Genomic DNA, 25596 nt, shown 5'->3' with positions numbered 1-25596 from the left:
GATGGCACACCTCGCGGTGCCTCAAACAGTACGCCTGTCCTGTTTGACGGACAAGACGACACGCGGTGTGGGCTGCGCCATCTGATCCCGGGGTCCCTCAATGAGGGGAATTGGTGCCTACGTTGTGTAAGTTTCCGCTGAGGCTTGTGATAGTGGTGTGACTGCAGTGACACGCGGTGTGCGCTGGTGAGCGGAGGTGGCGGTCTTGTTAGGACGGTGCGGGGGTCCGAGAGTGCCGCGCGTCCGCCGGGGACTCAGCGTGAGCACGCTCACGCTGGTGATCTTGTTCGGCGCCGGGGGCACGGGCCTCGCGGCACCGCCGCCGCCGCCGAATCCCAGCGACTCCGAGATCCAGGCCGGCAAGGCCGACGCGAACGCGAAGGCCGGTGAGGTCGGCCGGCTGACCAACCAGCTGGCCCAGGCCGAGCAGAAGCTCACGCAGCTGCAGGACGACGTCGAGCTCAAGCAGGAACAGGCCAACAAGGCGCTGGTCGACCTGCAGACCGCGCAGGACGACGCCGCGCAGGCGGAGAACGACGCGAAGGCCGCGCGCACCGAAGCGGACGCGGCCGCGGCGGCCATCGAGCAGGCCCGGGCGGACCTGAAGACCTTCGCCGCCGCCAGCTTCCAGCAGGGCAGCACGGTCGGCTCGCTCTCGGCGTACCTGAGCGCGGACAGCCCCAAGGACATGCTCGCCCGCGCGCAGCTGCTCGACGCCGTGGGCGGCGACCGGCTCAACGCCCTCGACCGGCTCCAGCAGGCGCAGACCGAGAAGTCCAACAAGGACGCCGCCGCCCGCAAGGCCGCCGAGATCGCCCAGCAGAAGCAGGACGCCGCCCGCCGGGCGAAGAACAGCGCCGACGCCGCGCGGACCACCGCCGAGCGCGCGCAGGACGGCCAGGCCGCTCAGAACTCCCGGCTCGAGAAGAACAAGGCCGACGTCGAGCAGCAGCTCTACACCGCCCAGGCCAAGGTCAGCGGCCTGCAGGGGCAGCGGCAGCGCTACCAGGACTGGCTCGCCCAGAAACAGCGCGAGGACGAGGAACGCGCGCGTCAGGCCGCGCTCGCCGCCACGGCCGGGGGCGGGGGCCGTCCGTCGGGCGGACCGGCGCCGTCGGGGCCGGCCGGCTCGTCGATCGAGGCGGTGATCGCGCGGGCGCTGTCCAAGCTCGGGCTGCCCTACGCCTGGGGCGGCGGCAACGCGAGCGGGGCGACCCGCGGCATCCGCGACGGCGGCGTCGCCGACAGCTACGGCGACTACAACAAGATCGGCTTCGACTGCTCCGGCCTGATGATCTACGCCTTCGCCGGGGTCCGCTCGCTGCCGCACTACAGCGGCTACCAGTACTCGTCGGGACGGCAGGTGCCGCTGTCCCAGATGCGCCGCGGCGACCTGCTGTTCTGGGGTGGCCCGGGCGGCATCCACCACGTCGCGCTCTACCTCGGCGGCGGGCAGGTGGTCGAGGCGCCGCAGTCCGGCCTGCGGGTCCGGGTCGCCCCGGTGCGCTACGGCGGGATCATGCCGTACGCGACGCGGCTGGTCGGCTGAAACTCGCTCGACGGCGGCCGGGGCCGTCGCGAAGATCGGCCGCGTGGACGACGAACTGAACGCGCTGAGGCGCACCCGGATGCGCTGGAACACGCCGTTGTCGGAGCCGCACGCGGAACTGCTGCTCGACCGGATGGCGCTGGCCGAGGGACGGCTCGTCGACCTCGGCTGCGGCTGGGGCGAGCTGCTGCTGCGGGCGGCCGCCCGGGCGCCGGGCCTGCGCGCGACCGGCGTCGACACCGACGTGACCGGCCTCGGCCGCGGCCGGGCGGCGGCCGAGGCCCGTGGCCTGGCGGTGGAGTTCACCGAGTCGGACGCCGCGACCTGGGACGCTGCGGCCGAGCGGGTGTTCTGCGTCGGGGCCGCCCACATCTTCGGCTCGACCACGGCCGCGCTGGAAGCACTCGCCCGCGTGGTGCGCCCGTCCGGCCGGCTGCTCTACGGCGACGGCTTCTGGGCGGCGGCACCCGGCCCGGCGGCGCGGGAGATCTTCGGCCCGGACCTGCTGACCCTGCCGGACCTGCTCGACGCCGCGGCGGGGGCCGGCTGGCGCGTGCTGCACTTCAGCACCGCCGACCGGCTGGAGTGGGACGATTTCGAGTCGACCTCGCGGGCCGGCTGGGCGGAGTGGCTGGTGGCGCACCCGGCCGACCCCCGGGCGGACCGGGTGCGGGAGTGGCTCGATCGGCGGTTGCGGCAGTACGTCCGGGACTACCGGGACGTGCTGGGCTTCACCTACCTCGTGCTGGGCCGCTAGGGTGCCCCGGTGCGCTACGCGGGGATCGTGGTGGCCGGTGGCTCGGCCCGCCGGCTGTCCGGTGTGGACAAGCCGGCGCTGTCGGTGGGCGGGAAACCGTTGCTGGCCCGCGCGATCCACGCCCTCGACGGCGCCGAACGGGTGATCGCGGTCGGCCCGCGCCGGCCGGGCTTCGACGTCGTGTGGACGCGCGAACCGGTCCCGGGCACCGGCCCGGTGGCGGCGCTGGCCGCGGGCCTGGTGTTCGTGCCCGACGACGTCGAGGCGGTCGTGGTGCTGGCCGCCGACCTCCCGGGCGTCCGGCGCTCCACAGTGGACAGGCTGCTGGCGGCCGTCGGCGACGGCGACGGCGCGGTCCTGGTGGACGCGGCGGGGGAGCGCCAGTGGCTGCTGGGTGCCTGGCGGTTGCCGGCGCTGCGGGCGGCGGTGCCGGAGCAGGCGGAGAACGCGGCCCTGCGCCGCGTCCTGGGCGGGCTGGCGGTGGCCGAGGTCCCGGCGGAACGGGGCGAAGCCGACGACATCGACACGCCCGAGGACCTCGAGCGGCATCGCTGAGCGACCGCCGGCCCGCGGGGAGCCTCGGTCTTGCTCCGCTGCCGGCGGTATCGCCGGGTGAGGCGGACAGGGGCTTCACAGGTGCCACACCGGTGACCGTGTTGGCTGATCGTGGGCCAAGTGCGTTCGTCCGCGTGCCGGATGAGACGGACGACCGGGGGCGCAGTACGGTCGCACCGCGTGATCACCGTCGCGGGGGCGGCGCACGAGATTTCGAGGAGGCAGAGTGACCGAGCCCGGCTACGCCGAGGGCGGGAACGGGCAGCAGCCCGCGACGCCGGCGCGGGACGCCCAGTTGCTGGAGCGGACCGTGTTCGAGGTCAAGCGGATCATCGTCGGCCAGGACCGCCTGGTCGAGCGGATGCTGGTCGGCCTGCTGGCCAAGGGCCACCTGCTGCTCGAAGGCGTGCCCGGCGTGGCGAAGACCCTCGCGGTCGAGACGTTCGCCCGGGTGGTCGGCGGCTCGTTCTCCCGCGTGCAGTTCACCCCCGACCTGGTGCCCGCCGACATCCTCGGCACCCGGATCTACCGCCAGGGCGCCGAGCGCTTCGACGTCGAGCTCGGCCCGGTCGTGGCGAACTTCGTGCTCGCCGACGAGATCAACCGCGCGCCCGCCAAGGTCCAGTCGGCGATGCTCGAGGTGATGGCCGAGCGGCACGTGTCGATCGGCGGCCAGACGTTCCCGATGCCCGACCCGTTCCTCGTGCTCGCCACGCAGAACCCGATCGAGAACGAGGGCGTGTACCCGCTGCCGGAAGCGCAGCGCGACCGGTTCCTGTTCAAGATCGTCGTCGAGTACCCCTCCGCCGAGGAGGAGCGCGAGATCATCTACCGGATGGGTGTCACCCCGCCCACCCCGCACGAGGTGCTCAGCCCGGGCGAACTCGTCCGGCTGCAGGGTGTCGCGTCGCAGGTGTTCGTGCACCACGCGCTGGTCGACTACGTCGTGCGGCTGGTGCTGACCACCCGGACGCCGAACGAGCACGGCCTCGCCGACGTCGCCGGCTGGGTCTCCTACGGCGCTTCGCCGCGCGCGAGCCTCGGCATCATCGCCGCCGCGCGGGCGCTGGCCCTGGTCCGCGGCCGCGACTACGTGCTGCCGCAGGACGTCGTCGACGTCGTCCCCGACGTGCTGCGCCACCGGCTCGTGCTGTCCTACGACGCCCTGGCCGACGGCGTGCCGATCGACCACATCATCACGCGCGTGCTGCAGACCGTGCCGCTGCCGCAGGTCTCGGCCCGGCCGCAGGGCGGGGCCGGCCAGGGCGGCCCGGTCCCGGCGGGCGCGCCGGTCAGGTAACCCGGCGATGGCGAAGAACGAGAAGGGCCAGCGCCCTTCGTGGGCGCCGCCGGTCCTGCGCGGCGACCGCTTGGAGGCCGGGCTCCGCACGCTGGAGCTCGACGTCCGCCGCCGGCTCGACGGGCTGCTGCAGGGCAACCACCTCGGCCTGGTGCCGGGGCCGGGGTCCGAGCCCGGCGAGGCCCGCCCGTACCAGCCCGGCGACGACGTGCGCCGGATGGACTGGGCGGTCACCGCCCGCACCACGACCCCGCACATCCGCGAGACCGTGGCCGATCGCGAGCTGGAGACGTGGATCGTCGCCGACCTTTCGGCGAGCCTCGACTTCGGCACCGCGCTGTGCGAGAAGCGCGACCTGGTGGTCTGCGCCGTCGCGGCGGTCGCCCACCTCACCGGAGGCGGCGGCAACCGCATCGGCGGGCTGATCTCCACCGGCGCCGAGACGACCCGCATCCCGGCGCGCGGCGGCCTGGCGCACGCCCGCGGGCTGGTGCGCAAGCTCGCCGAGACCCCCCGCGCGGCCGAGGGCACCCGGGGCGACTTCGCCCAGGCCCTCGAAGCGCTGCGCCGCCCGCCGCGCCGGCGTGGCCTGGCCGTGGTGATTTCCGACTTCCTGGGCGATACGTCCTGGGAGCGGCCGCTGCGCGCCTTGGGCGGGCGCCACGAACTGATCGCGATCGAAGTCCTCGACCCGCGCGACGTCGACCTGCCCGAGGTGGGCACCGTCGTGCTGGCCGACCCGGAGACAGGGAAACAGCGCGAAGTGCACGCTTCGGCCTTGCTGCGCAAGGAGTTCGGGGCCGCGGCCCACGCCCACCGGCAACGGGTGGCGGCGGGTCTGCGGCGCGCGGGTGCGGCCCACCTGACGCTGCGCACGGACGCCGACTGGATCGCCGACATGGTGCGGTTCGTCGTCGCCCGCAAGCGCCGCTGGTCGGGGGGTGTGGCGTGAGGGAGCTTGCGACCGAACCATTCAACACAGCGCTTCCGGCTCAGGCGGCACCGAGCGTCAGCGAGGTGTGCGCGTGAGCCTGACCGGATTTGCGTCGCCGTGGTGGTTCCTGCTGCTGATCGCGGTCGCCGCGGTCGCCATCGGGTACGTGCTCGCACAGCGGGCGCGCCGGAAGCGGACCATGCGGTTCGCGAACCTGGACCTCCTGGAAAAGGTCGCGCCGAAGAGCCAGGGCTGGGTCCGGCACCTGCCGGCCGTGCTCATCGTGTTGTCACTGCTGCTGCTCACGGTGGCGCTGGCCGGGCCGACCGCCGAGCAGAAGGTGCCGCGCAACCGGGCGACCGTGATGCTGGTGATCGACGTGTCGCTGTCGATGGAGGCCACCGACGTCCTCCCGACGCGGCTGCAGGCCGCCCAGGAGGCGGCGACGAGCTTCGCGCGGAACATGACGCCGGGGATCAACCTGGGGCTGATCTCGTTCGCGGGCACGGCGACGGTGCTGGTCAACCCGACCACCGACCGCAACGGCGTGATCAAGGCGATCGAAAACCTGAAGCTGGCCCAGTCGACGGCGACCGGGGAAGGGATCTTCGCGGCGCTGCAGTCGGTGGAGAGCTTCTCGAGCGTCGTCGGCGGGGCGGACGGGCCGCCGCCGGCGCGGATCGTGCTGATGTCCGACGGGAAGCAGACCGTGCCCGAGGACCTGTACGCGGCGCGCGGCGGGTACACCGCGGCGCAGGCGGCGAAGCAGGCCGGGGTGCCGATCTCGTCCATCTCCTTCGGCACCACCCACGGTTCGGTCACCATCGACGACAAGCCCCAGCCGGTCAGCGTGGACGACGAATCGCTGCGCGAGATCGCGCGGCTCTCGGGCGGCGACTTCTACAAGGCGGCCAGCGCCGAGGAGCTGAAGAAGGTCTACGCCGACCTCGGCGAGCAGATCGGCTACGAGCTCAAGGACGCCGACGCCAGCAAGCCGTGGCTGGTGGTGGGGACGCTGATCCTCATGCTGGGCGCCGCGGCCAGCCTGTTCTTCGGCCAACGGCTGCCCTGACTCAGGCTCGGCGGACGCCGTACAGGCTTCCGCCGAGCAGGGTCACCCCGGAGAGGACGCCGCTGACGAACGGCACCCACGGCAGTGCGGCGCTGCCGAGCAGGGCGAGACCGGCGACGCCGAGCACGGTCAGGAGCACGCCGACGACGAGGATCGAGCGGGTCTTCCACGCCGCGGCCAGCGCGGCGAAGTGCAGGCCGACGACGGTCGCGATCCAGGCGACGTTGGCTTGGACGGGCGCGTCCAGCAGGCTCAGCACGAAGAACCCGGCGACGAGCAGCACCACTTCGCCGATGACGACGACCCGGTAGCCCGGTCCGAACATCGGCCGGTCTTCGAGGGTCGGCCGCCCGCCCGCGCGGACGCCGAGGACCACCACGGCCGCCAGGGCGAGCACGGCGAGGGCGCGCAGCACCCAGCCGAGCGCCGCGGGGACGGGGGCACCGGAGTTGACGAGCACGAAGACGGTACCGAACGCGGCGCCGATGAGCGCCCCCAGAAACTGCTGTCGCATCCGGCGAACCTACCGGAGCGTGCTCGCGAAGCCGTTCTGGCGCCAGGCCTCGTAGACCGTGATCGCCGCGGTGTTCGCGAGGTTGAGCGACCGGCTCGTCGGCAGCATCGGCAGCCGCACGCGGTCGGTCACCTCCGGCGCTTCCTGCACCGCGGCGGGCAGCCCTACCGACTCCGGCCCGAACATCAGGACGTCGCCCGGTGTGTAGGCGACGTCGGTGTACAGCCGCGTCGCCGAAGCCGTGAACGCGTAGACCTCGGCCGGCAGGAGCGCTTCCCAGGCCGCGGCCAGCGAAGCGTGCACGTGGACCCGGGCCAGGTCGTGGTAGTCGAGCCCGGCCCGGCGCAGCTGCTTGTCCTCCAGGGTGAAGCCGAGCGGCTCGACCAGGTGCAGTTCGCAGCCGGTGTTGGCGGCCAGCCGGATCGCGTTGCCGGTGTTGGGCGGGATTTCCGGCTGGTAGAAGAGAACGCGGAACACGGGCTCAGTCTCCGAGCAGGGCCGCGTAGACCTTGCGGACCGCGTCCGGCGGCGGGGTGGGCCGCAGGGTCGCCGGGTCGATGAAGACGTACCGGACGGTGGCCGCCGCCACGAGGGTCTCGTCGCGCTGGATCTCGAAGTCGAAGATCAGCGACGTCGTGCCGAGGTGGTTCGGGTACTGCGAGACGACCAGTTCGTCGTCGTAGCGGGCCGGCGCGCGGAACTTCAGGTTCGCCTCCGCGACCACGACGTCGGTGCCGTGCTTCAGGAACTCTTCGTGGGAGCCGAAAAGGGCCTTCTCCGCTTCGAAGGAGCACATGTCCACATAGGCCAGGTAGTGGGCGTTGAAGACGATGCCCTGGCCGTCGCACTCGTGGTAGCGCACGCGCAGCGGCATCTCGGCGATCGGGCGGCGAGGTGCGGTCACGCGCCCAATCTAGTTCAACCGTGCAGGGCCCGGTACGCGGCCGCCGCGCCCGGCTGCAGCGGGACCGGTTGGGTCCCGATGAGCGTCCGGACGTCGAGGAACTGCGTGCCCACGGCCTCGGCGGGCACCAGCGCGGTGGCGCGCTCGACGAGCAGCCGGACCACGGCCGCGGCGACGTCGTCGGGCAGGGAAGGCGCGCAGACCAGCAGGTTCGCCACGCCGATCGTGCTCAGCGCGCCGACGCCGCGGTACGCGCCGTCGGGGACTTGGACCTGGTCGTAGACCGGGCCGTACGCCGCGCGCAGGGCCGGCACCACCGAATCCAGGGGCAGCAACGCGATCGGGGTCGTCCGGGTCAGCTCGGCGAGCTTCGGCGTCGGGACCCCACCCGACCACAGCATGGCGTCGATGCGGCGGCCGGCCAGCGCGCGGACCGCGTCGTCGAACAGCAGGTGCCGGGCGTCCACCGCGACACCCGCCGTGGCGAACAGGCGCTCGCCGAGCTGCGCCGCCCCGGAGCCGCCCGCGCCCAGGGACACCGCGCGCCCGGCGAGGTCGGCCAGCCGGCGCACCGGGCCGTCCGCGCGCACGACCAGCTGCAGGTAGTTCTCGTAGACGCGGCCGAGGGCGAGCAGCGGGACCGTCCCGGCGAACGGCGGGCCGCCGGCGAGCGCGGTCTGGGCGACGTCGGCGAGCACCAGCCCGAGGTCGGCCTGCCCCCGCTGCACGAGGCCGACGTTGGCGACGCTCGCCTCGGTCGGCACGGCGGTGGCGTGCAGCAGCGGTTCCGCCCGGTTCAGCTCGGCCGAGAGGAGCTCGGCGAAGGCCAGGTAGAACCCGCCGCGCTCACCGGCGGCGATGGTGACCGCGCGTTCCGGGCCGCGGTAGCCGGACGCCGAACACCCGCCCAGCGCCAGGCCGAGGCCGCCGAGCAGGGCCGTGCGGCGGGTGAGCGTCATCCCGGCACCTCGCGCAGCGGCAGCGTGACGCGGACCTCGAGACCGTGGGGGAGGGCCTGCCGCAGGTCCAGGACGCCGCCGCGGGTGCGCACCTGCTGGCGGGCGATGGCGAGGCCGAGGCCGGTGCCGCGCGGGGCGCCTTCGCCACCCGCCCGCCAGAACCGTTCGGTCGCCCGCGCCCTGTCCTGTTCGGACAGTCCCGGCCCGTCGTCGGAAACGACGAGCGTCGCGGTCGACGCGCCGGTTTCCCAGTCCGTCGTGATCTTCGCGCCCCGGCCGGCGTAGTGGACGGCGTTGTCCAGCAGCACATCGAGGATCTGCGCGAGCTCGCCTTCGGGGCAGCGCACGGTGACCGGCTCGTCGTGGCCCGGTGGCGGCACGATCGTCGAGCCCGCGTCCTCGGCGGCCGGGCGCCAGGCGTCGACGCGTTCGGCGAGCACGGACGCGAGGTCGCAGGCCTCGTCCGCGCCCCCGGCGGCGACACGGGTCGCGGTGCTCTCGGCCAGCGCCAGCGCCAGCAGGCCGTCCAAGAGTTTCTCGAGCCGTTCGACTTCGGCGACGGTCGCCCGGTAGGTGGTGTCGTCGTCCTCGATCCGCCCGGCCAGGGAGTCGACCCGCAGCCGCAGCGCCGCCATCGGGTTCCGCAGCTGGTGCGAGGCGTCGGCGACCAGCCGGTGCTGCTGCTCGGCGGCTTCGAGCACGGCTTCGGACATCCGGTTGACCTCGGCGGCCAGCGACCGCAGCTCGCGCGGCCCGGTGCGTTCCGGGACGTGCGCGCGGTGCCCGCCCGCCACGGCCAGCACCCCGGTTTCGAGCTCGTGCAGCGGCCGCACCATCCACCGGGCCAGCACCACGGCGAGCAGCACGAACACCATCGCGACCAGCACCGCGCCGGCGCCGATGGTGCCCCACCGGGTGGCGACGTCCGCGGCCGCCGCCGTCACCGAAGCGCGCAGCACGACCACGCCGGACACGCGGGTGCCGGTGCCGACCGGGCGGGCGAAGTAGGCCGGTTCGGCCGACCACGGGTCCAGCCGGTCCACCCGCGGCGCCGGTTCGTTGCGCATGGTCGCCTCCACCAGCGCGCGCACCGCCGGCTCGCCCGCGGTCAGGCCGCCCGCCTGCACCAGCGGCAGGCGCCGGCCGTCGACGATGACGACGCCTTCGCCGTACAGCCCGGTGTAGCGCTCCGCGTCGGCCACGAGGGCCGCGGGGTCGTGGGTGTCGACGGCCTGCTGGGCGAGCACGACGAACCGGTCGACGTCGGCGGTGCGGGAGATGACCAGCTGCTGGGTGCGCTGCTCGGCGGTGGCGGTCAGCAGCGGCACGGCGAACGCGGCGACCACCGCGAGGGCGAGGGCGACCAGGACCACCAGCAGCCGGGTGCGCACGGGGTCAGTCCCGGCCGAGCCGGTAGCCGAAGCCGCGGATGGTGGTGAGCAGGCCCGGCCGGTCGAGCTTGGCGCGCAGCCCGGTCAGGTGGACGTCGAGCGAGCGCGACACCGCGAGGTAGGCGTCGCCCCAGACCTCGTCCATGAGCTGCTGGCGGCTGACCGCGGTGCCGGGGCGGGCGGCGAGCACGGCCAGGATCTCGAACTCCTTGGTGGTGAGCCCGATGTCGTGCCCGGCGACCAGGACCCGGCGGGCGCCGAGGTCGATCTCGACGTCTTCGACGCGCACGACGTCACCAGCACTGTCGGCCGGGGTGGCGCGGGCGACCGCCCGCCGCACGACGGCGTCCATCCGGGCCAGCAGCTCGGCCAGCCGGACCGGCTTGGCGAGGTAGTCGTCCGCGCCGAGCCGTAAACCGCGCACGACCGAGCGCTCGTCGCCGCGGGCGGTCAGCACGATCACCGGGACCGGTGAGACGGCCCGGATCTTGCGGAGGACGTCGAGGCCGTCGAGGTCGGGCAAGCCCAGGTCCAGCAGGACGAGGTCGGCCGCGCGGTGGTGGTGCAGCGCGTCGGCCCCGCGGGCGACGCTGGTGACGGGATGACCGCGCGCGTGCAGCGACTCGGCGAGCGCGCCGGCGACACCCGCGTCGTCTTCGACGAGGAGCACGCGCACGGCCATCTCCTTGTCAGCGTTGTTGTTCCAGCTCCGAGGTCTTCGAGGTTTCCCGCATTGTGCCGTAGACGATCAGGGACACCAGGACACAGCCCGCGACGTACCAGAAGAACACCGTTTCGTGCCCGGCGCTCTTCAGCGCCTGCGCGATCAGCTCGGCGGTGCCGCCGAAGATCGCCACGGTCAGCGCGTACGGCAGCCCGACGCCGAGGGCACGGATCTTCGTGGGGAACAGCTCGGCCTTCACGATGGCGTTGATCGAGGTGTACCCGGCGACGATCACCAGCCCGGCCAGCACGAGGAAGAACGCGCCGACGGGGTTGCGGGTCGAGCCCATCACCGTCATCAGCGGGACGGTGAGCAGCGTGCCGCCGATGCCGAAGAACAGCAGCAGCGGCCGGCGGCCGATCCGGTCGGACAGGCGCCCGAACACCGGCTGCAGGAAGGCGGCGATGAGGATCGCGCAGAACAGCACGATGGTGACCTGCCGCCGCGGGATGTGCGCGGTGTTCTCGAGGAACTTCTGGCTGTAGGTGGCGAAGGTGTAGAAGCCGACCGTGCCGCCGAGGGTCAGGCCGACGACGAGCGCGATCTCCTTCGGGTACTTGGCGAGCGCGCGCAGGGTGCCGCGGCCGCCCTTGTTTTCGCTCTTGTTTTCCTCCGCCTCGCGCTGGTAGCTCTCGGACTCGTCCATGCCCCGCCGCAACCACATGACGGTGAGCGCGGCGACCGTGCCGACGCCGAACGCGATCCGCCAGCCCCAGGACGTCAGCTGCTGCTCGGTGAGCAGCGCCTGCAGGATCAGCTGGAGACCGAGCGCCAGCAGCTGGCCGCCGTACAGCGTCACGTATTGGAAGCTCGAGTAGAAGCCGCGCTTGCCGGGAGTGGCCACTTCGGACAGGTAGGTCGCCGAGGTGGAGTACTCGCCGCCGACCGACAGCCCCTGGATCAGCCGGGCGGTGAGCAGCAGGATCGGCGCGGCGATCCCGATGGTGTGGTAGCTCGGCGTGACGGCGATGAGCAGGGAGCCGCCCGCCATCAGCGTGACCGAGAGCACCAGCGCGCTGCGGCGGCCGAACCGGTCGGCGAACCGCCCGAGCATCCAGCCGCCGAGAGGCCGCATGAGGAACCCGACGGCGAACACGGCGGCGGTCCCGAGGAACGCGGCCGTGGTGTCGGTCGTGGGGAAGAAAGACTTGGCGAAGTAGGTGGTGAACGCCGCATAGGCGTACCAGTCGTACCACTCGACCAAGTTGCCGATAGAGCCGCGCAGCACGTTGCCGATCACGCGCTTTTCGCTGCCATGCTGGTACGTGGCGGCACCGCTGAGCCGGGTTGTCATCGTCGACCTCCTGTGTTGCGACTCACGGTGACCAACCGGCGGGTGAGCGGCAAGACGGAGAGGCAGTTCCTAACACGGGCTTAGGACGGTGACGTTCTTCGCGGGACAGCCGCGACCGGGCAACCCGCCGCATGCCGCCGCCGACCTCCTGTGTTGCGACTCACGGTGACCAACCAGCGGGTAACCAGCAAGGTCGGGGGACAGTTCCTGACACCCGTTCAGGACGGCCGCGGCGAGCCCGGGCGCGGGTGCGCGACCCGGCGGCGCTGCCGATAACCTCGTGCGCGGCAGCAGCGCAGGAGTTCACGAAGAGGGAGAACACAGTGGGACGGTCCGTTCTGGTCACCGGGGGCAACCGGGGCATCGGTCTGGCGATCGCCCGGGACCTCGCCGAGCAGGGGCACCGGGTCGCCGTCACGCACCGTGGTTCGGGCGCGCCCGAAGGCCTCTTCGGGGTCCAGGCGGACGTCACCGACACCGCGCAGGTCGACGCCGCCTTCAAGCTCGTCGAGGAGCACCAGGGGCCGGTCGAGGTGCTGGTTTCCAACGCCGGGCTCACCGACGACACGCTGCTGATGCGGATGAGCGACGAGCAGTTCGAGCGCGTCATCGACGCGAACCTGACCGGCGCCTACCGCGTCGCCAAGCGGGCCTCGCGCGGCATGCTGCGCGGCAAGTGGGGGCGGTTCGTCTTCATCTCCTCGGTCGTCGGCCTCTCCGGCTCGGCCGGCCAGGCCAACTACGCCGCGTCGAAGGCCGGGCTGGTCGGCTTCGCGCGGTCGCTGGCCCGGGAGCTCGGCTCGCGCAACATCACCTCGAACGTCGTCGCGCCCGGGTTCGTCCACACGGACATGACCGACGAACTGCCCGAGGAGCGCAAGAAGGAGATCCTCGCGCAGGTGCCCTCCGGCCGGTACGCCGAGCCGTCGGAGATCGCCGCCGCCGTCCGCTACCTGGCCTCCGACGAGGCCGGCTACGTCAACGGCGCGGTGCTGCCCGTCGACGGCGGCCTCGGCCTCGGCCACTGACCTCTTCCGAAGACCCCTGACCCGAACAAGACCTGGAGGACCCGTGCCCGGACTGCTCGAAGGCAAGCGCCTGCTGATCACCGGCATCATCACCGACGCGTCGCTCGCCTTCCACGCGGCCAAGATCGCGCAGCAGGAGGGGGCGAAGGTGGTGCTGACCGGCTTCGGCCGCATGTCGCTGGTCGAGCGCATCGCGAAGCGGCTGCCCGAAGCGGCGCCGGTGATCGAACTCGACGTCACCAACCAAGAACACCTCGACGGCCTGGCCGACAAGGTCCGCGAGCACGTCGACGGCCTCGACGGCGTGCTGCACTCGATCGGCTTCGCGCCGCAGACCTGCCTCGGCGCGCCGTTCCTCGACGCGCCCGCCGAAGACGTCAAGACCGCGATCGAGATCTCGACGTACTCGTACATGTCGCTGGCGAAGGCGTGCCTGCCGCTGCTCGGCCGGGGTGCTTCCTACGTCGGCATGGACTTCGACGCGCGTGTCGCGTGGCCGGTCTACAACTGGATGGGCGTCGCGAAGGCCGGGCTCGAATCGGTCAACCGGTACCTGGCCAAGGAGCTGGGGCCGCAGGGCATCCGGGTCAACCTGGTCAGCGCGGGCCCGATGAAGACCATGGCGGCGAAGTCCATCCCGGGCTTCGTCGACCTGGAGGACGGCTGGGGCGAGCGCGCGCCGCTCGGCTGGGACAGCACGGACCCGGACCCGGTGGCGAAGAGCGTCTGCGCGGTGCTGTCGGACTGGCTCCCCGCCACCACCGGCTCGATGATCATGGTCGACGGCGGGGTCCACTTCCTCGGCGTCTGAGCCTCACACGGTCACCGGCTCACGGTCGTCGCCGCGCTGGACGGCGGCGGCGGCCGTGAGCGCGGCCAGCGTCGCCACGCCGAGAGCGATCCCGGTCCAGGCGACGCTCGGGAAGCCGAGCCCGGCGTCGATCGCGACGCCGCCCAGCCACGGCCCGATGGTGTTGCCGACGTTGAACGCCGCGGTCGTGCTGGCGCCCACGAGCGTGGGGGCGTCGCCGGCGGCGTGGTAGGCCCGCACGTTCAGCGCCGGGTTGGCGCCGAACCCGGCGACGCCGAAAGCCATCACGGCCGCGACGGCCACCAGCGCGTCGGTGGTCAGCGCGAGCACGAGCAGGGCCGCCAGCGCGAGCCCGAGGCAGCCGTAGAGCGTCGCGAACGGCCGCCGGTCGGCGAGCCGGCCGCCCGCGGTGATCCCGATCAGCGCGCCGACGCCGAACAGCGCCAGGACGCCGGGCACCCAGCCCTCGGGCAGGCCGTCGGTCTCGGTCAGCAGGGGGGCGAGGTAGCTGAACGCGGCGAAGATCATGGCCTGCGCCAGCGCGATCACGCCGAGGGCGAGCCAGACCCGGCCCCGGCGGTACAGCCGCAGTTCGCCGCGGACGCCCGCCGCGTCACCGGTCGTCTCGGGGACCAGCAGCGCCACGCCCGCCACCGCGACCACGGTCACCACCGCCACGGCCCAGAACGCCGTCCGCCAGCCGGCGTGCTGGCCGAGGAACGTCCCCGCGGGCACCCCGGCGATGTTCGCCACGGTCAGGCCGCCGACCAGGACCGCCATCGCGCGGCCGCGCCGGCCGGCGGGCACGAGCGCGATGGTCGTCGCCAGTGCGACGGCCCAGAACCCGGCGCAGGCGAAAGCCGCGACCGCTCGCGTGGCGAAGAGGAGGGCGTAGCTCTCGGCGAGCGCGCCGACGACGTGCGCCACGACGAACACGGCGAGCAACGCCAGCAGCGTCCGGCGGCGGGGGAGCCGGAGGGTGCCGATCGCCAGCAGCGGCGCGCCGACGACCATGCCGACGGCGAACGCCGAGATCAGCAGCCCGGCGTCGGGGATGCTCACGTGCAGGTCGGCGGCCATGCCGGGGAGCAGGCCGGTGATCATGAACTCGGACGTGCCCAGCGCGAACACGCTGAGGCCGAGGACGAAGACGGCCAGGGGCATCGGTTCTCCTCCGGGTTGTGTATCGGTCAGTTCAAAACTGCGGCACCGTCGGGGACGGTTTCGGGAGGGGGTTGTCAGCGGGCGGCGATCGCCGAAAGCGCGATGTCGGCGACGGCGTGCATGCTTTCGGGGCTCGTGCCGCGGCGGGCCATCACCCGCAGGCCCGAGGTGGTGCTGAGCAGGAACTCCGCCACCTCGGCGGGGTCCAGGCCGTCCCGGAGGCTGCCGTCGCGCGCGCCTTCCCGGACGCATGCGGCGAACATGGTCAGGTTCCGTCGGGTGTCGGCCCGCAGGGCGGCGCCCACCTCGTCGTCGGGCAGGCCGAGTTCGGCCAGGGTATTGACCACGAAGCAGCCGCGGCGGCGGTCCTCGAGGTCGCCTTCGATGGCGCTGTCGAGCACCGCGGCGAGCCGCTCGGCCGCGGTGCCCGGGCCGTCGAGGATCGCTTGGCGCCGGTCCAGCTGGGTGCTGGTGTAGTGCGCCAGCGAACGCCGGAAGAGGGCCCGCTTGCTGGTGAAGGTGTTGTAGACGCTGCTGCGGCCCAGTCCGGTGGCTTCGCACAGGTCCTGCGTCGTCGTCGCTTCGTAGCCGTGTTCCCAGAAGGCGTGCATCGCCTTCTCGACGGCGGCGGCTTCGTCGAATTCCCTTGGCCTGGCCATGAAGGCACCGTACCAGAGTTTTGGACTGCGCGATTCATAACGGGCCCGGCTCAGCGTGCGGGCCGCCACATCGGCAAGATGACGGGGGTGGGATACGACGCGTTGCTGTGGCTTTCGTTCGGCGGCCCGGAAGGGCCCGACGAGGTCATGCCGTTCCTCGAGAACGTCACCCGGGGCCGGGGGGTGCCGCGCGAGCGGCTCCTGGAGGTCGCCGAGCACTACCAGCACTTCGGTGGCGTCTCGCCGATCAACAAGCTGAACCGCGACGCGATGGCCGCGGTCGAGAAGCAGCTCGCGGCGGCCGGCGTGGACCTGCCGGTGCACTTCGGCAACCGCAACTGGCACCCGATGGTCGAGGAAACCTTGGCCACGCTGACGTCGGACGGCGCGAAGCGGGTCCTGGTGTTCCCCACGAGCGCGTACGGCGGCTACTCGGCGTGCCGCCAGTACGACGAGGACATCGAGCGCGCCCGCGCGGCGGTCGGCGACGGCGCCCCCGAGCTGGTGAAGATCCGTCAGTTCTTCGACCACCCGCTGTTCGTCTCGGCGGTCGCCGACGGCGTGCGCGCCGCCCACGCGTCACTGGGGGACGAGCCCGGGATCCGCACGGTCTTCACCGCCCACTCGGTGCCGGAGAGCGCCGACCGCGCCTCGGGGCCGCCGCCGGAGGGCGGCCGCCGGTACTCGCGCCAGATCGCGGAGGCGGCTCGCCTGGTGGCGGCCGAGGCGGGCATCGCGGAGTACGACGTCGTCTGGCAGTCGCGGTCCGGGCCGCCGCAGGTGCCGTGGCTGGAGCCGGACATCGTCGACCACATCGACGCGCTGCACGCCGCCGGGGTGCCTGGCGTGGTCGTGTCGCCGATCGGGTTCGTGTCGGACCACCTCGAGGTGATCTGGGACCTGGACAACGAGGCCGCGGAACGCGCGGCGGAGCACGGGATGGCCTTCGCCCGCGCGGCGACGGCGGGCAGCGATCCGCGGTTCGCGGAGCTGGTCGTGGAGCTGGTCCGCGAGCACACGCACGGAGTCCCGGCGCGGAAGCTGTCGGCGTTCCCGGTGGCGGGCTGCACCGTCAACGGCGCGCCCTGTGCGATCGGCTGCTGCGAACCGGCGAAGCGCCCCGCCCGTTAGGTTTTGCGCCCCACGAGGTGGAAGACGCGGCTGAGCCGGCGGTAGGGATCGCGCCGGCCGGCTTCGAACTCGACGGCCGCCACGCGCTCGGTTTCGGCCGGGTCCGGTCCGGCGCCGCTGAGGTCGAGCCAGTCGACGAACAGCCAGACGCCGTACCAGTCGACGGGTTCCACGCCGCGGCGGCGGAGGGACTCGCTCAGTTCCGCCACCGTGTCGGCGCGCGTCGGCAGGCCCAGCACCCCGATTTCGGTGCGGGCGTCGAACGCTGCCAGAGCGTCTTCCCAGCGTCCTTCCAGCGCCGGGCGCACCGCCGCCGCGTCGGCGTTGCCCGTCATCACCGAGACGAGACCGCCGGGCGCGGCGCACCGGCACAGCTGGTCGAGGACGGGCTCCGGCGACTCCAGGTATCCGAGCACGCCGTGGCACAGGACGGCGTCGAAGCGGCGGCTGCCGACCGCCTCCTCGGCGTCCGCGGCGTCGGCTTCCACGAAGGTCACGCGGTCCTGGAGGGCCGCCGGTAGCCGCTGCCGGGCTTTGTCGAGCATCGCTGCCGACGAGTCGAGCAGAGTGACGTCGTAGCCCGCGCGGGCCAGCGGGAACGACTGGTGGCCGGCGCCGCCGCCGACGTCGAGCACCGCGGCCGGCGGGGCGGGCAGGTGTGCCAGCAGCTGCCGGTGCAGTACGAGCGTGCGCACGCGACCTTTGACGGAAGCGTAGGCACCGTCGGCGAAATCGCCGGCCAGCGCGGCCCAGGTGTCCTCGGTCATCGCGGGCGGTTCAGCCTTCGCGGGCCGTCTGCTCCGCGAACGCCCGCACCGCCTCGTCGACCGCCGCGCAGCGGGCCGTCCGGACCGCGTCCGACAGCGGCCGCAACGCCTGGGCCCGCAGCGTCGAAGCCGACGCCGACAACGCGCCGCCCGGGTCTTCCGACGACGCGATCGCCAGGATCGCCGCGATCTCCTCGGCGCGTTGCAGCACCCGCAACGCGCGTCCGGGCGTCCCGGCCGGCCAGTCCACGTCCGGCCGCGAGCGCAGGTGGGCCGACAGCTCCGCGCGCACGCCCGGCCGGTCCGAAGCCACGTCGAGGGTCTGCAACGCCCCGGCGCTGGCGCGGATCGCGTCCGTCAGCCCGTGTTCGGCCTCGCCGAGCGGGACGTACTCCGGGGTGGTCGGCGACGTCAGCGAGTAGACCGTCCAGCGCACCAAGCCCTCGGCGATCGGCTCCGGCACCAGGCCGAACCCGAGGTCGGGGAGCACCAGCGCGTCGCCCGCGCGCAACGCCGCTTCGGTGAACGGCCCGCCGCCGCCGAGGCCGCGGACGTCGCCGGGGACGGGCAGCACCAGGTTCAGCGATTTCGCTCCTTGCGAACGCAGCGCCATCAGCAGCTGCACCGGCGTGGCCGCCCGGTTGAACGCCAGCGGGAGCGCGAAGGCGTCGGCCGCGGCCGCGTCGGCGGCCACGACGTCGTGGGCCTCACCCCACGCGAGCAGGGCATCGAGGACATCGTCGGACGCGGCGGCCCCGTTGAGCCACGCGCTCGACCAGACGGCGAAAGTCGCACTGGGACGGCACACGACGCCCTATTTTACCGGCTCGCCCGCGATGCCGGGTGTGCGCCCACGCTGGAGCCGCTCCACATCGACGGGCCGCCGATCCGGCAGTAGCGTCGAACGGGTGAACGCTGTTCCAGACGCTCTTCCCCGCACCGCCGGGGCCCTGCGCGCGGCCGGGTACGAGCCGCGCCCCATCGCGCAAGAGATCCACGACAACCTGCTGAGCGCCCTCAAGAACGGCGAGGACGCCTGGCCCGGCATCGTCGGGTTCTCCCGCACCGTGCTGCCGCAGCTCGAACGCGCGCTGCTGGCCGGCCACGACGTCGTCCTGCTCGGCGAACGCGGCCAGGGCAAGACCCGCCTGCTGCGCACCCTCGCCGGCCTGCTCGACGAGTGGACGCCCGTCATCGAGGGCTCCGAGCTGGGGGAACACCCGCTTCAGCCGATCACGCCCGCGTCGATCCGGCGGGCCGCCGAGCTCGGCGACGACCTGCCGGTGACCTGGCGCCACCGCTCCGAGCGCTACACCGAAAAGCTCGCCACGCCGGACACCTCCGTCGGCGACCTGATCGGCGACGTCGACCCGGTGAAGGTCGCCGAAGGCCGCAGCCTCGGCGACCCGGAGACCATCCACTTCGGTCTCGTGCCGCGGGCCCACCGCGGGATCGTCGCCATCAACGAACTGCCCGACCTGGCCGAACGCATCCAGGTCGCCCTGCTCAACGTGATGGAGGAGCGCGACATCCAGGTCCGCGGCTACACGCTGCGGCTGCCCTTGGACGTCCTGCTCGTCGCCACCGCGAACCCCGAGGACTACACCAACCGCGGCCGGATCATCACCCCGCTGAAGGACCGCTTCGGCGCCGAGATCCGCACCCACTACCCCCTGGACGTCGAGTCGGAGATCGCCGTCGTCCGGCAGGAGGCGAACCTCGTCGCCGAAGTCGGCGAGCCGCTGCTGGAGGTGCTCGCCCGGTTCGTCCGCAACCTCCGCGAGTCGACGGTGATCGACCAGCGTTCCGGCGTCTCGGCGCGGTTCGCCGTCGCCGCGGCGGAGACCGTGGCGGCCGCGGCCCTGCGGCGCTCGGCGCTGACGGGCGAGGAGCCCGCGGTGGCCCGCCCGGTCGACCTCGACGCCGTGCCGTCGGTGCTGCGCGGCAAGATCGAGTTCGAGCCCGGCGAAGAGGGCCGCGAGATCGAGCACCTGGTGCACCTGCTGCGCCTGGCGATCGCCGAGACCGCGCGCGACCGGTTCGCCGGCCTCGACCTGCGGCCGCTGGCCGACGCGGTCGCCGGCGGCCACCTGGTGTCCACCGGCGAGCGCGTGCCGGGCAAGGACGTCCTCGAAGCCCTGCCGGAGCTGCCGGTGCTGCACGAGGTCGCCCGGCGGGCCGGGGTCTCCGCCGACGAGCCCGCCGGCCGGATCGCGGCCGCCGTCGAACTGGCCCTCGAATCGCTGTTCCTGTCGCGAAGGCTCGCCAAGGACTCCGACGACACGACGACCGTCTACGGCCGATGACCGCGGTCCCGCTTCCCGACGGCTACTCCTACGGCCCGTGGCACGACGGGCCGGATCCCCTCGCGCCGCCGGCCGACCTGCGCGACGCGCTCGACGAGATCGGCCGCGACGTCATGGCCGGGGCCTCGCCGCGGGCCGCGCTGGAGGAGATGCTCCGGCGCGGCACCGAGCGCACCGCGGGCCTCGACGAGCTGACCCGGCGGCTCTGGCAGCGCCGCTCGCAGATCCAGCGGCGCAACAACCTCGACGGCACCCTCCAGGAGGTCCAGCGCCTGCTGCAGGAGGCCCTCGACGCCGAACGGCGCGAGCTGTTCCCGGACCCGGACGACGACGCCCGGTTCCGGGAGGCCCAGCTCGACGCGCTGCCGCCGGGCACGGCCGCGGCCGTCAACGAGCTGGCGGACTACGACTGGCGCTCCGAACAGGGCCGGGAAAACTACCAGCAGATCCGGGACCTGCTCGGCCAGGAGCTGATGGAGTCCCGGTTCCAGGGCATGAAGCAGGCGCTGCAGAACGCCGGGCCCGAGGACGTCGAGCGGATCAACGAGATGCTCTCCGACCTCAACGACCTCCTCGCGGCACACGCCCGCGGCGCCGAGGACATCCAGCAGCGCTTCGAAGACTTCATGGGCAAGCACGGCGAGTTCTTCCCCGAGAACCCGCGCAACGTCGAGGAGCTGATCGACGCGCTGGCCGAGCGGTCGGCGGCCGCGCAGCGCATGCTCAACTCGATGTCGGCCGAGCAGCGCGCGGAACTCGCCGAGCTGACCCAGCAGGCCTTCGGCGACCCGCGGCTGGCGCAGCAGCTGTCCCAATTGGACAGTCAGCTCCGGGCGGCGCGCCCGGGCGAGGACTGGACGGGTTCGGCGCGCTTCCGCGGCAACAACCCGCTGGGCATGGGCGAAGGCGCCCAGGCCATGCAGGATCTCGCGGAACTGGACGCGCTGGCCGAGCAGCTGGGCCAGTCCTACCCCGGGGCGCGGCTGGAGGACATCGACCTGGAGGCGCTGGAAGCCCAGCTCGGCAAGGACGCGGGCGTCGACGCCCGCCGGCTGGCCGAACTGGAGCGCGAACTGCGCCGCCAGGGCCTGTTCGAACGGGCCGCCGACGGCTCGCTCCGGTTGTCGCCCAAGGCGTTGCGGCGCCTCGGCGAGACAGCGTTGTCCGACATCGTGAACGCGTTGCGCGGCAAGACCGGCGAGCGCGAGACCGAGTCGGCGGGCGCGGCGGGAGAGCCCACCGGCGCGTCGCGGCCGTGGCGGTTCGGGGACATGCAGCCCTGGGACGTGCCACGCACGATCCGCAACGCCGTCCTCCGCACAATGTTCTCCGGGGCCGAGCCCCGGACCCCGGCCGGGGGGCGAGCCCCCCTGGACCCCCCAAACAATCGTGGGTCGGTGGGGGAGCGGCAGGTCCGCCTCGACGTCGAGGACGTCGAAGTGGTCGAGACCGAGCACCGGTCCCGGGCGGCGGTGGCGCTGCTGGTCGACACGTCGTGGTCGATGGTTTCGGAGGGCCGCTGGCTGCCGATGAAGCGCACCGCGCTGGCGCTGCACCAGCTGATCAGCACCCGCTTCCGCAACGACGCGCTGCAGCTGATCACGTTCGGCCGCTACGCGCAGTCGGTGGAGCTGCCGGAGCTGGTCGGCCTGGAGGGTGCGTGGGAGCAGGGCACCAACGCCCACCACGGCCTGCTGCTCGCCGGGCAGCACCTGCGGCGGCACCCGGACGCCCAGCCGGTGGTCCTGATGGTCACCGACGGCGAGCCGACGGCCCACCTGGAACCCGACGGCGAAGCGGTCTTCGACTACCCGCCCCAGCCCCGGACCCTCCACAAGACACTGTCCGAAGTGGATCGCCTGGCGAAGCTGGGTGCGTCGATTTCGGTGTTCCGCCTCGGCGACGACCCGCGGCTGACGTCGTTCGTGGACCTGATCGCCCGCCGCTCGGGCGGCCGGGTGATCGCCCCGGACCTCGACGGTCTCGGCGCGGCGGTGGTGGGCGACTACCTGCGCACGCGGCGGTGACCCCGGCGGGTGCTCCCGCGGCCGCGGGAGCACCCGGTCACCGGCGTCCGGGGTGGTGCCGCCGGACGCGCACCTCGCGCGGGTCGATCCACCGGCCGAGCGCGGGCTGCTCGGCCAAGGGGTCCGTCCACCGCACCCGCAGCCGGTCGGGGTGCGCTTCCTGGATGCGCACCTCCGTCCACCGCCCCGGCGCCTCCTCGGCCCACCACGGGTCGCCCAGGCTCGGCAGGCCGTCGCGGCGGACCACGTCCTCGGCTTCCTCCCGGCTCGTCGGCCCGGCGAGCGCCGCGTGGAACACGGTGACCGGCTCCCAGCCCGATCCGGTGAGCCGGAGGTGGCCGAGGAGCTCGCCGTCCTCCTCGCGCCGGACCTCGGTCGTGCTCACAGCCGCACTCCCAGCCGGTCGCGGACGGCGGCGATCACCTTTTCGGTCTGGGCCCGCAAGGCGTCCAGACCGGCCTGCTCGTCGGCCGAGCCGACGTAACCGGCCGGATCGGCACGGACCCCCTGCTTCCACACCTCGGTGAGCCGCTGCGTCGCGGTGATGTCCTCGTCCGGGCGTCCGTCGACCAGAACGAGATCCGCGCGCAGCCCGGGCCGGATCCGGCCGCGGTCGGCCAGGCCGAACACCTCGGCCGGGCGGGCCGTCGCCGCGGCCAGCGCGGCGGACGGCGGAAGCCCCGCGCCGACGAGGTACCCCAGCTCCCGGTGCAGGCTGGCGCCGTGCACGGTGCCCGGGTTCGGCGCGTCCGTCCCGGCCAGCACCGGCACGCCGGCCGCGTGCAGCAGCCGGGTGTTGACGCGCGCCGCTGCGAAGTCCGGCAGCTGCGGCGGCAGCCACCGCTGCTCCTGCCGCTCGAGGACGGCACGCCACGCGGGCCCCAGCCGCGCCGCGAGAGCGGGCTCGGTCAGCAGCGAACCGCCCGGGAAGCCGTCGGCCACCGACAGCGTCGAGATCACCGCGACGCCCGCCGCGGCGATCGCGTCGGCCTGCCGGCCGGTGAGCGCGTCGAACGGGACGTGCGCGAGCACGTCGACCCCGGTGGGCAGCAAGTCCATCGCCCCGCGTGCGGTCGACACGTGCGCGGCGACGACCAGGCCGGCCGCGTGCGCGGCTTCGGCCAGCGCGGCGATCGTCGGCACGTCCAGCGACGGCATCGGCATCGGGCCGCCGGTGCCGTCGTCGTAGAGCACCTTCAGGTGCGCCGCGCCTTCGGCGACGCGGTCGGCGACGAAGCGCCCGGCGTCCCGCGGTCCGGTGACGTACGGGAACGGTGCGTACATCATGCTCGGGTGCCCGCCGGGCGCCGTGGCCCCGACGCTTCGAGGAGCGCACGTCGGCGCAGTCCGGCCCGGCGCCGCGGGCCAGGGCCTCTCCGACCGTGTCCGGCTTGCTGAACATGTCGAGCACGGTCGTGACGCCGAAGGTGAGGGCCTGCCGGGGCGCGCCGGGCAGCAGGTGCACGTGGGCGTCGATCAGCCCGGGCAGCAGGGTGCCGCCGCGGGCGTCGACGTGCTCGTCGCCCGGCCGGCGCAGGGTGTCGTCGCCGAGCGCGGTGATGCGGCCGCCGGTGAGCCGGACGGCGGTGTGGTCGGTGAGGTGCTCGCCGTCGAAGACGCGGGCACCGGTGATGGTCGTGGTCACGACGTCACGATAAAAGTTGACACCGTGTGAAGGTCAACTTCTAAGCTGGCGGGATGCAGTACTCGATCAGCCAGGTCGCGAAGGCCTCCGGCGTCTCGGCGCGGATGCTCCGCCACTACGACGCGATCGGCCTGCTCACGCCGGCGTCGGTGGCGGCGAACGGCTACCGCTGGTACGGACGGCCCGAACTGCTGCGCCTGCAGCGCATCCTGCTGCTGCGGCGGCTCGGCCTCGGCCTGGCCGAGATCGGGGCGGTGCTGGGCGACCAGGTCGACGAGGCCGCCGCGCTGCGCGGGCACCTGGCCCAGCTCGAGGAGGAGCGCCGCCGCCTCGACCGCGTCATCGCCACCGTCGAGGAGACGATCACCGACCTCGCCCACGCCCGGATCGACGATCCCGACCGGTTCTTCGCCGGCCTGCGCAAGGACGGCGCCACCATGCGCCAGAGCTACCGCGAGACGTTCGGCGAAGGCGCCGCGGTGGCCTTCGACACCGCCCAGGCCGCCCAGGCCGGGCTCACCGCCGCGGACTACGAGCACGCCGCCGCCCGGAGCGCCGCGCTGTTCCGGCGGCTGGCCGCCGTCATGCGCTCCGGCGCCGCACCGGAGGACCCCGCCGCGCTCGACGCCGTCGCCGAGCACTACGAGTCCGTGAGCCACTTCTGGCAGCCGACCGCCCCCGCCTACGCCGCGATGGGCGGGCTGTACCTGAACGATCCCCGGCAACGGGAGCTGGCCGAGCGGGCCGATCCGGAGCTGCCGGCGTGGCTCGCGCGCGCCATCGAAGCCTACGCGCGAGTACGGCTCGTCCCACCGCTCGGGAAGGCCTGACGACCCGGCAATTACAGTCGAGGCATGCAGACTTGGTCATCGGTCGACGTGCCCCGCATCCCCGGCACCCCCCGCCCGCTGCGGCTCCACGACACGGCCACCGGGCAGATCCGCCCGACCGCGCCCGGCGCCACCGCCCGGATGTACGTCTGCGGCATCACGCCCTACGACGCGACACACCTGGGGCACGCCGCGACCTACCTCGCCTTCGACCTGGTGAACCGCATCTGGCGGGACAACGGGCACGACGTCCACTACGTGCAGAACGTCACCGACATCGACGAGCCGCTGCTGGAACGCGCCGCGCGCGACCAGGACGACTGGGTGGTGCTGGGCATGCGCGAGACGGCGCTGTTCCGCGAGGACATGACCGCGCTGCGGGTCATCCCGCCGCGGCAGTTCGTCGGCGCGGTCGAGAGCATCCCGGAGATCGTCGAGGTCATCGCCAAGCTGCTGGCCAACGGCAGCGCCTACCGCGCGGACGACCCGGAGTTCCCCGACGTCTACTTCGACCACACGGCGACCGGGAAGTTCGGCTACGAATCGAACTACGACGCCGAGACGATGGCGAAGTTCTTCGCCGAGCGCGGCGGCGACCCCGACCGGGCCGGCAAGCGCCACCCGCTGGACGCGCTGGTGTGGCGCGTGGCCCGCGAAGGCGAGCCGTCGTGGGAGTCCGAGCTGGGTGCGGGCCGCCCGGGCTGGCACATCGAGTGCAGCGCGATCGCGGTCAACCGGCTGGGCCTCGGGTTCGACCTCCAGGGCGGTGGCTCGGACCTGATCTTCCCGCACCACGAGTACAGCGCGGCGCACGCCGAAGCCGTCGCCAAGGACGGCCGGTTCGCCCGCCACTACGTGCACGCCGGGATGATCGGCCTCGACGGCGAGAAGATGTCGAAGTCGCGCGGGAACCTCGTGTTCGTCTCCCGGCTGCGCGCCGACAAGGTCGACCCGGGCGCGATCCGGCTGGCGCTGTTCGCCGGCCACTACCGCGCCGACCGCCCTTGGACGGACCGGCTGCTGGCCGACGCCGAAACCCGGCTCGCGCGCTGGCGGGAAGCCGTCTCGCTGGCCACCGGACCGGCGGCGGAGGACACCGTCACGCGGCTGCGCGACCACCTCTCCGACGACCTCGACACGCCGAAGGCCCTGGCGGCGATCGACGCGTGGGCGACCGAGGCCCTGCGCCGCGACGGCACCGACCCGACGGCTCCGGCCCTGATCCGCGACGCCGTCGACGCCCTCCTCGGCATCGCACTCTGACCACGACGAGGG

At 73.3% G+C, this 25596-nt stretch carries 27 protein-coding genes; 14 read left to right on the top strand and 13 right to left on the bottom strand.

All coding sequences use genetic code 11. The features are described 5' to 3' along the window. The first annotated feature begins 232 nt into the window (after positions 1-232). The 6 genes from QRY02_RS14870 to QRY02_RS14845 all read left to right on the top strand — a co-directional run bounded on the left by QRY02_RS14870 (position 233) and on the right by QRY02_RS14845 (position 6167). The gene (locus QRY02_RS14870) at positions 233-1549 is read left to right on the top strand and encodes an NlpC/P60 family protein (protein WP_285992109.1); all 1317 of its coding nucleotides are present in this window, start codon (positions 233-235) and stop codon (positions 1547-1549) included. Positions 1550-1592: 43 nt separating this feature from the next. Beyond that, positions 1593-2306 (top strand): SAM-dependent methyltransferase, encoded by a 714-nt coding sequence (locus QRY02_RS14865; protein WP_285992108.1) that lies wholly within the window; start codon positions 1593-1595, stop codon positions 2304-2306. Positions 2307-2315: 9 nt separating this feature from the next. Beyond that, positions 2316-2861 carry a molybdenum cofactor guanylyltransferase gene (mobA, locus tag QRY02_RS14860; protein ID WP_285992107.1) on the top strand — a complete coding sequence of 182 codons (546 nt, stop codon included), beginning with the start codon at positions 2316-2318 and terminating at the stop codon, positions 2859-2861. 226 nt (positions 2862-3087) lie between these two features. Beyond that, positions 3088-4161: an AAA family ATPase gene (locus QRY02_RS14855; protein WP_043784031.1), complete on the top strand. Its 1074-nt coding sequence runs from the start codon at positions 3088-3090 to the stop codon at positions 4159-4161. A 7-nt stretch (positions 4162-4168) separates the two neighbouring features. After that, entirely contained in the window at positions 4169-5113 is a 945-nt protein-coding gene (locus QRY02_RS14850; RefSeq protein WP_285992106.1) for a DUF58 domain-containing protein, read from the top strand. Positions 5114-5186: 73 nt separating this feature from the next. After that, on the top strand, positions 5187-6167 hold the full coding sequence (locus QRY02_RS14845) for a VWA domain-containing protein (protein WP_285992105.1): 981 nt from the start codon (positions 5187-5189) through the stop codon (positions 6165-6167). A gap of 1 nt (position 6168) precedes the next feature. Here the strand turns inward: QRY02_RS14845 and QRY02_RS14840 are convergent, their stop codons facing one another. Genes QRY02_RS14840 through QRY02_RS14810 form a run of 7 tightly spaced genes read right to left on the bottom strand, consistent with a single transcriptional unit; the run spans position 6169 to position 11953 of the window. Next, positions 6169-6681 (bottom strand): hypothetical protein, encoded by a 513-nt coding sequence (locus QRY02_RS14840; protein ID WP_285992104.1) that lies wholly within the window; start codon positions 6679-6681, stop codon positions 6169-6171. 9 nt (positions 6682-6690) lie between these two features. Then, on the bottom strand, positions 6691-7158 hold the full coding sequence (locus QRY02_RS14835; RefSeq protein WP_285992103.1) for a tRNA (cytidine(34)-2'-O)-methyltransferase: 468 nt from the start codon (positions 7156-7158) through the stop codon (positions 6691-6693). Positions 7159-7162: 4 nt separating this feature from the next. Next, positions 7163-7585 (bottom strand): acyl-CoA thioesterase, encoded by a 423-nt coding sequence (locus QRY02_RS14830; protein ID WP_285992102.1) that lies wholly within the window; start codon positions 7583-7585, stop codon positions 7163-7165. Positions 7586-7599: 14 nt separating this feature from the next. Continuing rightward, a complete protein-coding gene (locus QRY02_RS14825; RefSeq protein WP_285992101.1) occupies positions 7600-8544 on the bottom strand; it encodes a TAXI family TRAP transporter solute-binding subunit in 945 nt (314 codons plus the stop codon). Further along, positions 8541-9935, bottom strand: coding sequence for a sensor histidine kinase (locus QRY02_RS14820; protein WP_285992100.1), 1395 nt, complete (start codon positions 9933-9935; stop codon positions 8541-8543). Before QRY02_RS14820 ends, QRY02_RS14825 begins: the two co-directional genes overlap by 4 nt. A gap of 4 nt (positions 9936-9939) precedes the next feature. Further along, entirely contained in the window at positions 9940-10617 is a 678-nt protein-coding gene (locus QRY02_RS14815) for a response regulator transcription factor (protein WP_285992099.1), read from the bottom strand. Between the two features lie 7 nt (positions 10618-10624). Continuing rightward, entirely contained in the window at positions 10625-11953 is a 1329-nt protein-coding gene (locus tag QRY02_RS14810; protein WP_285992098.1) for an MFS transporter, read from the bottom strand. Between the two features lie 323 nt (positions 11954-12276). On the opposite strand from QRY02_RS14810, the gene fabG reads away from it, so the two are divergent. Then, positions 12277-12981: a beta-ketoacyl-ACP reductase gene (gene fabG, locus QRY02_RS14805; RefSeq protein ID WP_285992097.1), complete on the top strand. Its 705-nt coding sequence runs from the start codon at positions 12277-12279 to the stop codon at positions 12979-12981. 43 nt (positions 12982-13024) lie between these two features. Further along, entirely contained in the window at positions 13025-13792 is a 768-nt protein-coding gene (gene fabI / locus QRY02_RS14800; RefSeq protein WP_285992096.1) for an enoyl-ACP reductase FabI, read from the top strand. 3 nt (positions 13793-13795) lie between these two features. Here fabI and QRY02_RS14795 read toward each other — a convergent pair whose 3' ends face one another. Beyond that, complete coding sequence (locus QRY02_RS14795) at positions 13796-14956, bottom strand: Cmx/CmrA family chloramphenicol efflux MFS transporter (protein WP_285992095.1); 1161 nt, start codon at positions 14954-14956, stop codon at positions 13796-13798. A gap of 74 nt (positions 14957-15030) precedes the next feature. Next, a complete protein-coding gene (locus QRY02_RS14790; RefSeq protein ID WP_285992094.1) occupies positions 15031-15615 on the bottom strand; it encodes a TetR/AcrR family transcriptional regulator in 585 nt (194 codons plus the stop codon). Positions 15616-15702: 87 nt separating this feature from the next. On the opposite strand from QRY02_RS14790, the gene QRY02_RS14785 reads away from it, so the two are divergent. Continuing rightward, entirely contained in the window at positions 15703-16746 is a 1044-nt protein-coding gene (locus QRY02_RS14785) for a ferrochelatase (protein WP_285993839.1), read from the top strand. Here QRY02_RS14785 and QRY02_RS14780 read toward each other — a convergent pair. Both QRY02_RS14780 and QRY02_RS14775 read right to left on the bottom strand, forming a co-directional pair. Next, positions 16743-17513 (bottom strand): methyltransferase, encoded by a 771-nt coding sequence (locus QRY02_RS14780; protein WP_285992093.1) that lies wholly within the window; start codon positions 17511-17513, stop codon positions 16743-16745. The genes QRY02_RS14785 and QRY02_RS14780 overlap by 4 nt on opposite strands. A gap of 10 nt (positions 17514-17523) precedes the next feature. Next, on the bottom strand, positions 17524-18321 hold the full coding sequence (locus QRY02_RS14775) for an Rv1486c family protein (RefSeq protein ID WP_285992092.1): 798 nt from the start codon (positions 18319-18321) through the stop codon (positions 17524-17526). Positions 18322-18421: 100 nt separating this feature from the next. On the opposite strand from QRY02_RS14775, the gene QRY02_RS14770 reads away from it, so the two are divergent. Both QRY02_RS14770 and QRY02_RS14765 read left to right on the top strand, forming a co-directional pair. Continuing rightward, positions 18422-19819, top strand: coding sequence for an ATP-binding protein (locus QRY02_RS14770; protein ID WP_285992091.1), 1398 nt, complete (start codon positions 18422-18424; stop codon positions 19817-19819). Next, positions 19816-21846 carry a vWA domain-containing protein gene (locus QRY02_RS14765; protein WP_285992090.1) on the top strand — a complete coding sequence of 677 codons (2031 nt, stop codon included), beginning with the start codon at positions 19816-19818 and terminating at the stop codon, positions 21844-21846. The genes QRY02_RS14770 and QRY02_RS14765 overlap by 4 nt, the downstream gene beginning before the upstream one ends. A 37-nt stretch (positions 21847-21883) precedes the next feature. Here QRY02_RS14765 and QRY02_RS14760 read toward each other — a convergent pair whose 3' ends face one another. Both QRY02_RS14760 and QRY02_RS14755 read right to left on the bottom strand, forming a co-directional pair. Beyond that, on the bottom strand, positions 21884-22231 hold the full coding sequence (locus QRY02_RS14760) for a hypothetical protein (RefSeq protein WP_285992089.1): 348 nt from the start codon (positions 22229-22231) through the stop codon (positions 21884-21886). Continuing rightward, complete coding sequence (locus tag QRY02_RS14755; RefSeq protein WP_285992088.1) at positions 22228-23133, bottom strand: amidohydrolase family protein; 906 nt, start codon at positions 23131-23133, stop codon at positions 22228-22230. Before QRY02_RS14755 ends, QRY02_RS14760 begins: the two co-directional genes overlap by 4 nt. A gap of 22 nt (positions 23134-23155) precedes the next feature. On the opposite strand from QRY02_RS14755, the gene QRY02_RS14750 reads away from it, so the two are divergent. The 3 genes from QRY02_RS14750 to mshC are packed head-to-tail and all read left to right on the top strand — an operon-like array spanning position 23156 to position 25584. Continuing rightward, positions 23156-23521 (top strand): hypothetical protein, encoded by a 366-nt coding sequence (locus QRY02_RS14750; RefSeq protein ID WP_285992087.1) that lies wholly within the window; start codon positions 23156-23158, stop codon positions 23519-23521. Between the two features lie 23 nt (positions 23522-23544). Beyond that, a complete protein-coding gene (locus QRY02_RS14745) occupies positions 23545-24321 on the top strand; it encodes a MerR family transcriptional regulator (protein ID WP_285992086.1) in 777 nt (258 codons plus the stop codon). A 24-nt stretch (positions 24322-24345) separates the two neighbouring features. Beyond that, positions 24346-25584 (top strand): cysteine--1-D-myo-inosityl 2-amino-2-deoxy-alpha-D-glucopyranoside ligase, encoded by a 1239-nt coding sequence (gene mshC, locus QRY02_RS14740; protein ID WP_285992085.1) that lies wholly within the window; start codon positions 24346-24348, stop codon positions 25582-25584. The last annotated feature ends 12 nt before the right edge of the window (positions 25585-25596 follow it).

This window comes from Amycolatopsis sp. DG1A-15b (assembly GCF_030285645.1).
Classification (GTDB): Bacteria; Actinomycetota; Actinomycetes; order Mycobacteriales; family Pseudonocardiaceae; genus Amycolatopsis.
The sequence above is the reverse complement of the archived record's forward strand: the minus strand, read 5'-3'. Positions and strand labels throughout refer to the sequence as shown.

Excerpts from the sequence above, each read along its gene's own strand:
- QRY02_RS14815 (WP_285992099.1), bottom strand. The coding sequence starts at position 10,617 with ATGGCCGTGCGCGTGCTCCTCGTCGAAGACGACGCGGGTGTCGCCGGC.
- QRY02_RS14790 (WP_285992094.1), bottom strand. The coding sequence starts at position 15,615 with ATGGCCAGGCCAAGGGAATTCGACGAAGCCGCCGCCGTCGAGAAGGCG.
- QRY02_RS14825 (WP_285992101.1), bottom strand. The coding sequence starts at position 8,544 with ATGACGCTCACCCGCCGCACGGCCCTGCTCGGCGGCCTCGGCCTGGCG.
- QRY02_RS14795 (WP_285992095.1), bottom strand. The coding sequence starts at position 14,956 with ATGCCCCTGGCCGTCTTCGTCCTCGGCCTCAGCGTGTTCGCGCTGGGC.
- QRY02_RS14810 (WP_285992098.1), bottom strand. The coding sequence starts at position 11,953 with ATGACAACCCGGCTCAGCGGTGCCGCCACGTACCAGCATGGCAGCGAA.
- QRY02_RS14840 (WP_285992104.1), bottom strand. The coding sequence starts at position 6,681 with ATGCGACAGCAGTTTCTGGGGGCGCTCATCGGCGCCGCGTTCGGTACC.
- QRY02_RS14850 (WP_285992106.1), top strand. The coding sequence starts at position 4,169 with ATGGCGAAGAACGAGAAGGGCCAGCGCCCTTCGTGGGCGCCGCCGGTC.
- QRY02_RS14780 (WP_285992093.1), bottom strand. The coding sequence starts at position 17,513 with ATGACCGAGGACACCTGGGCCGCGCTGGCCGGCGATTTCGCCGACGGT.
- QRY02_RS14745 (WP_285992086.1), top strand. The coding sequence starts at position 23,545 with ATGCAGTACTCGATCAGCCAGGTCGCGAAGGCCTCCGGCGTCTCGGCG.
- mshC (WP_285992085.1), top strand. The coding sequence starts at position 24,346 with ATGCAGACTTGGTCATCGGTCGACGTGCCCCGCATCCCCGGCACCCCC.
- QRY02_RS14755 (WP_285992088.1), bottom strand. The coding sequence starts at position 23,133 with ATGATGTACGCACCGTTCCCGTACGTCACCGGACCGCGGGACGCCGGG.
- QRY02_RS14765 (WP_285992090.1), top strand. The coding sequence starts at position 19,816 with ATGACCGCGGTCCCGCTTCCCGACGGCTACTCCTACGGCCCGTGGCAC.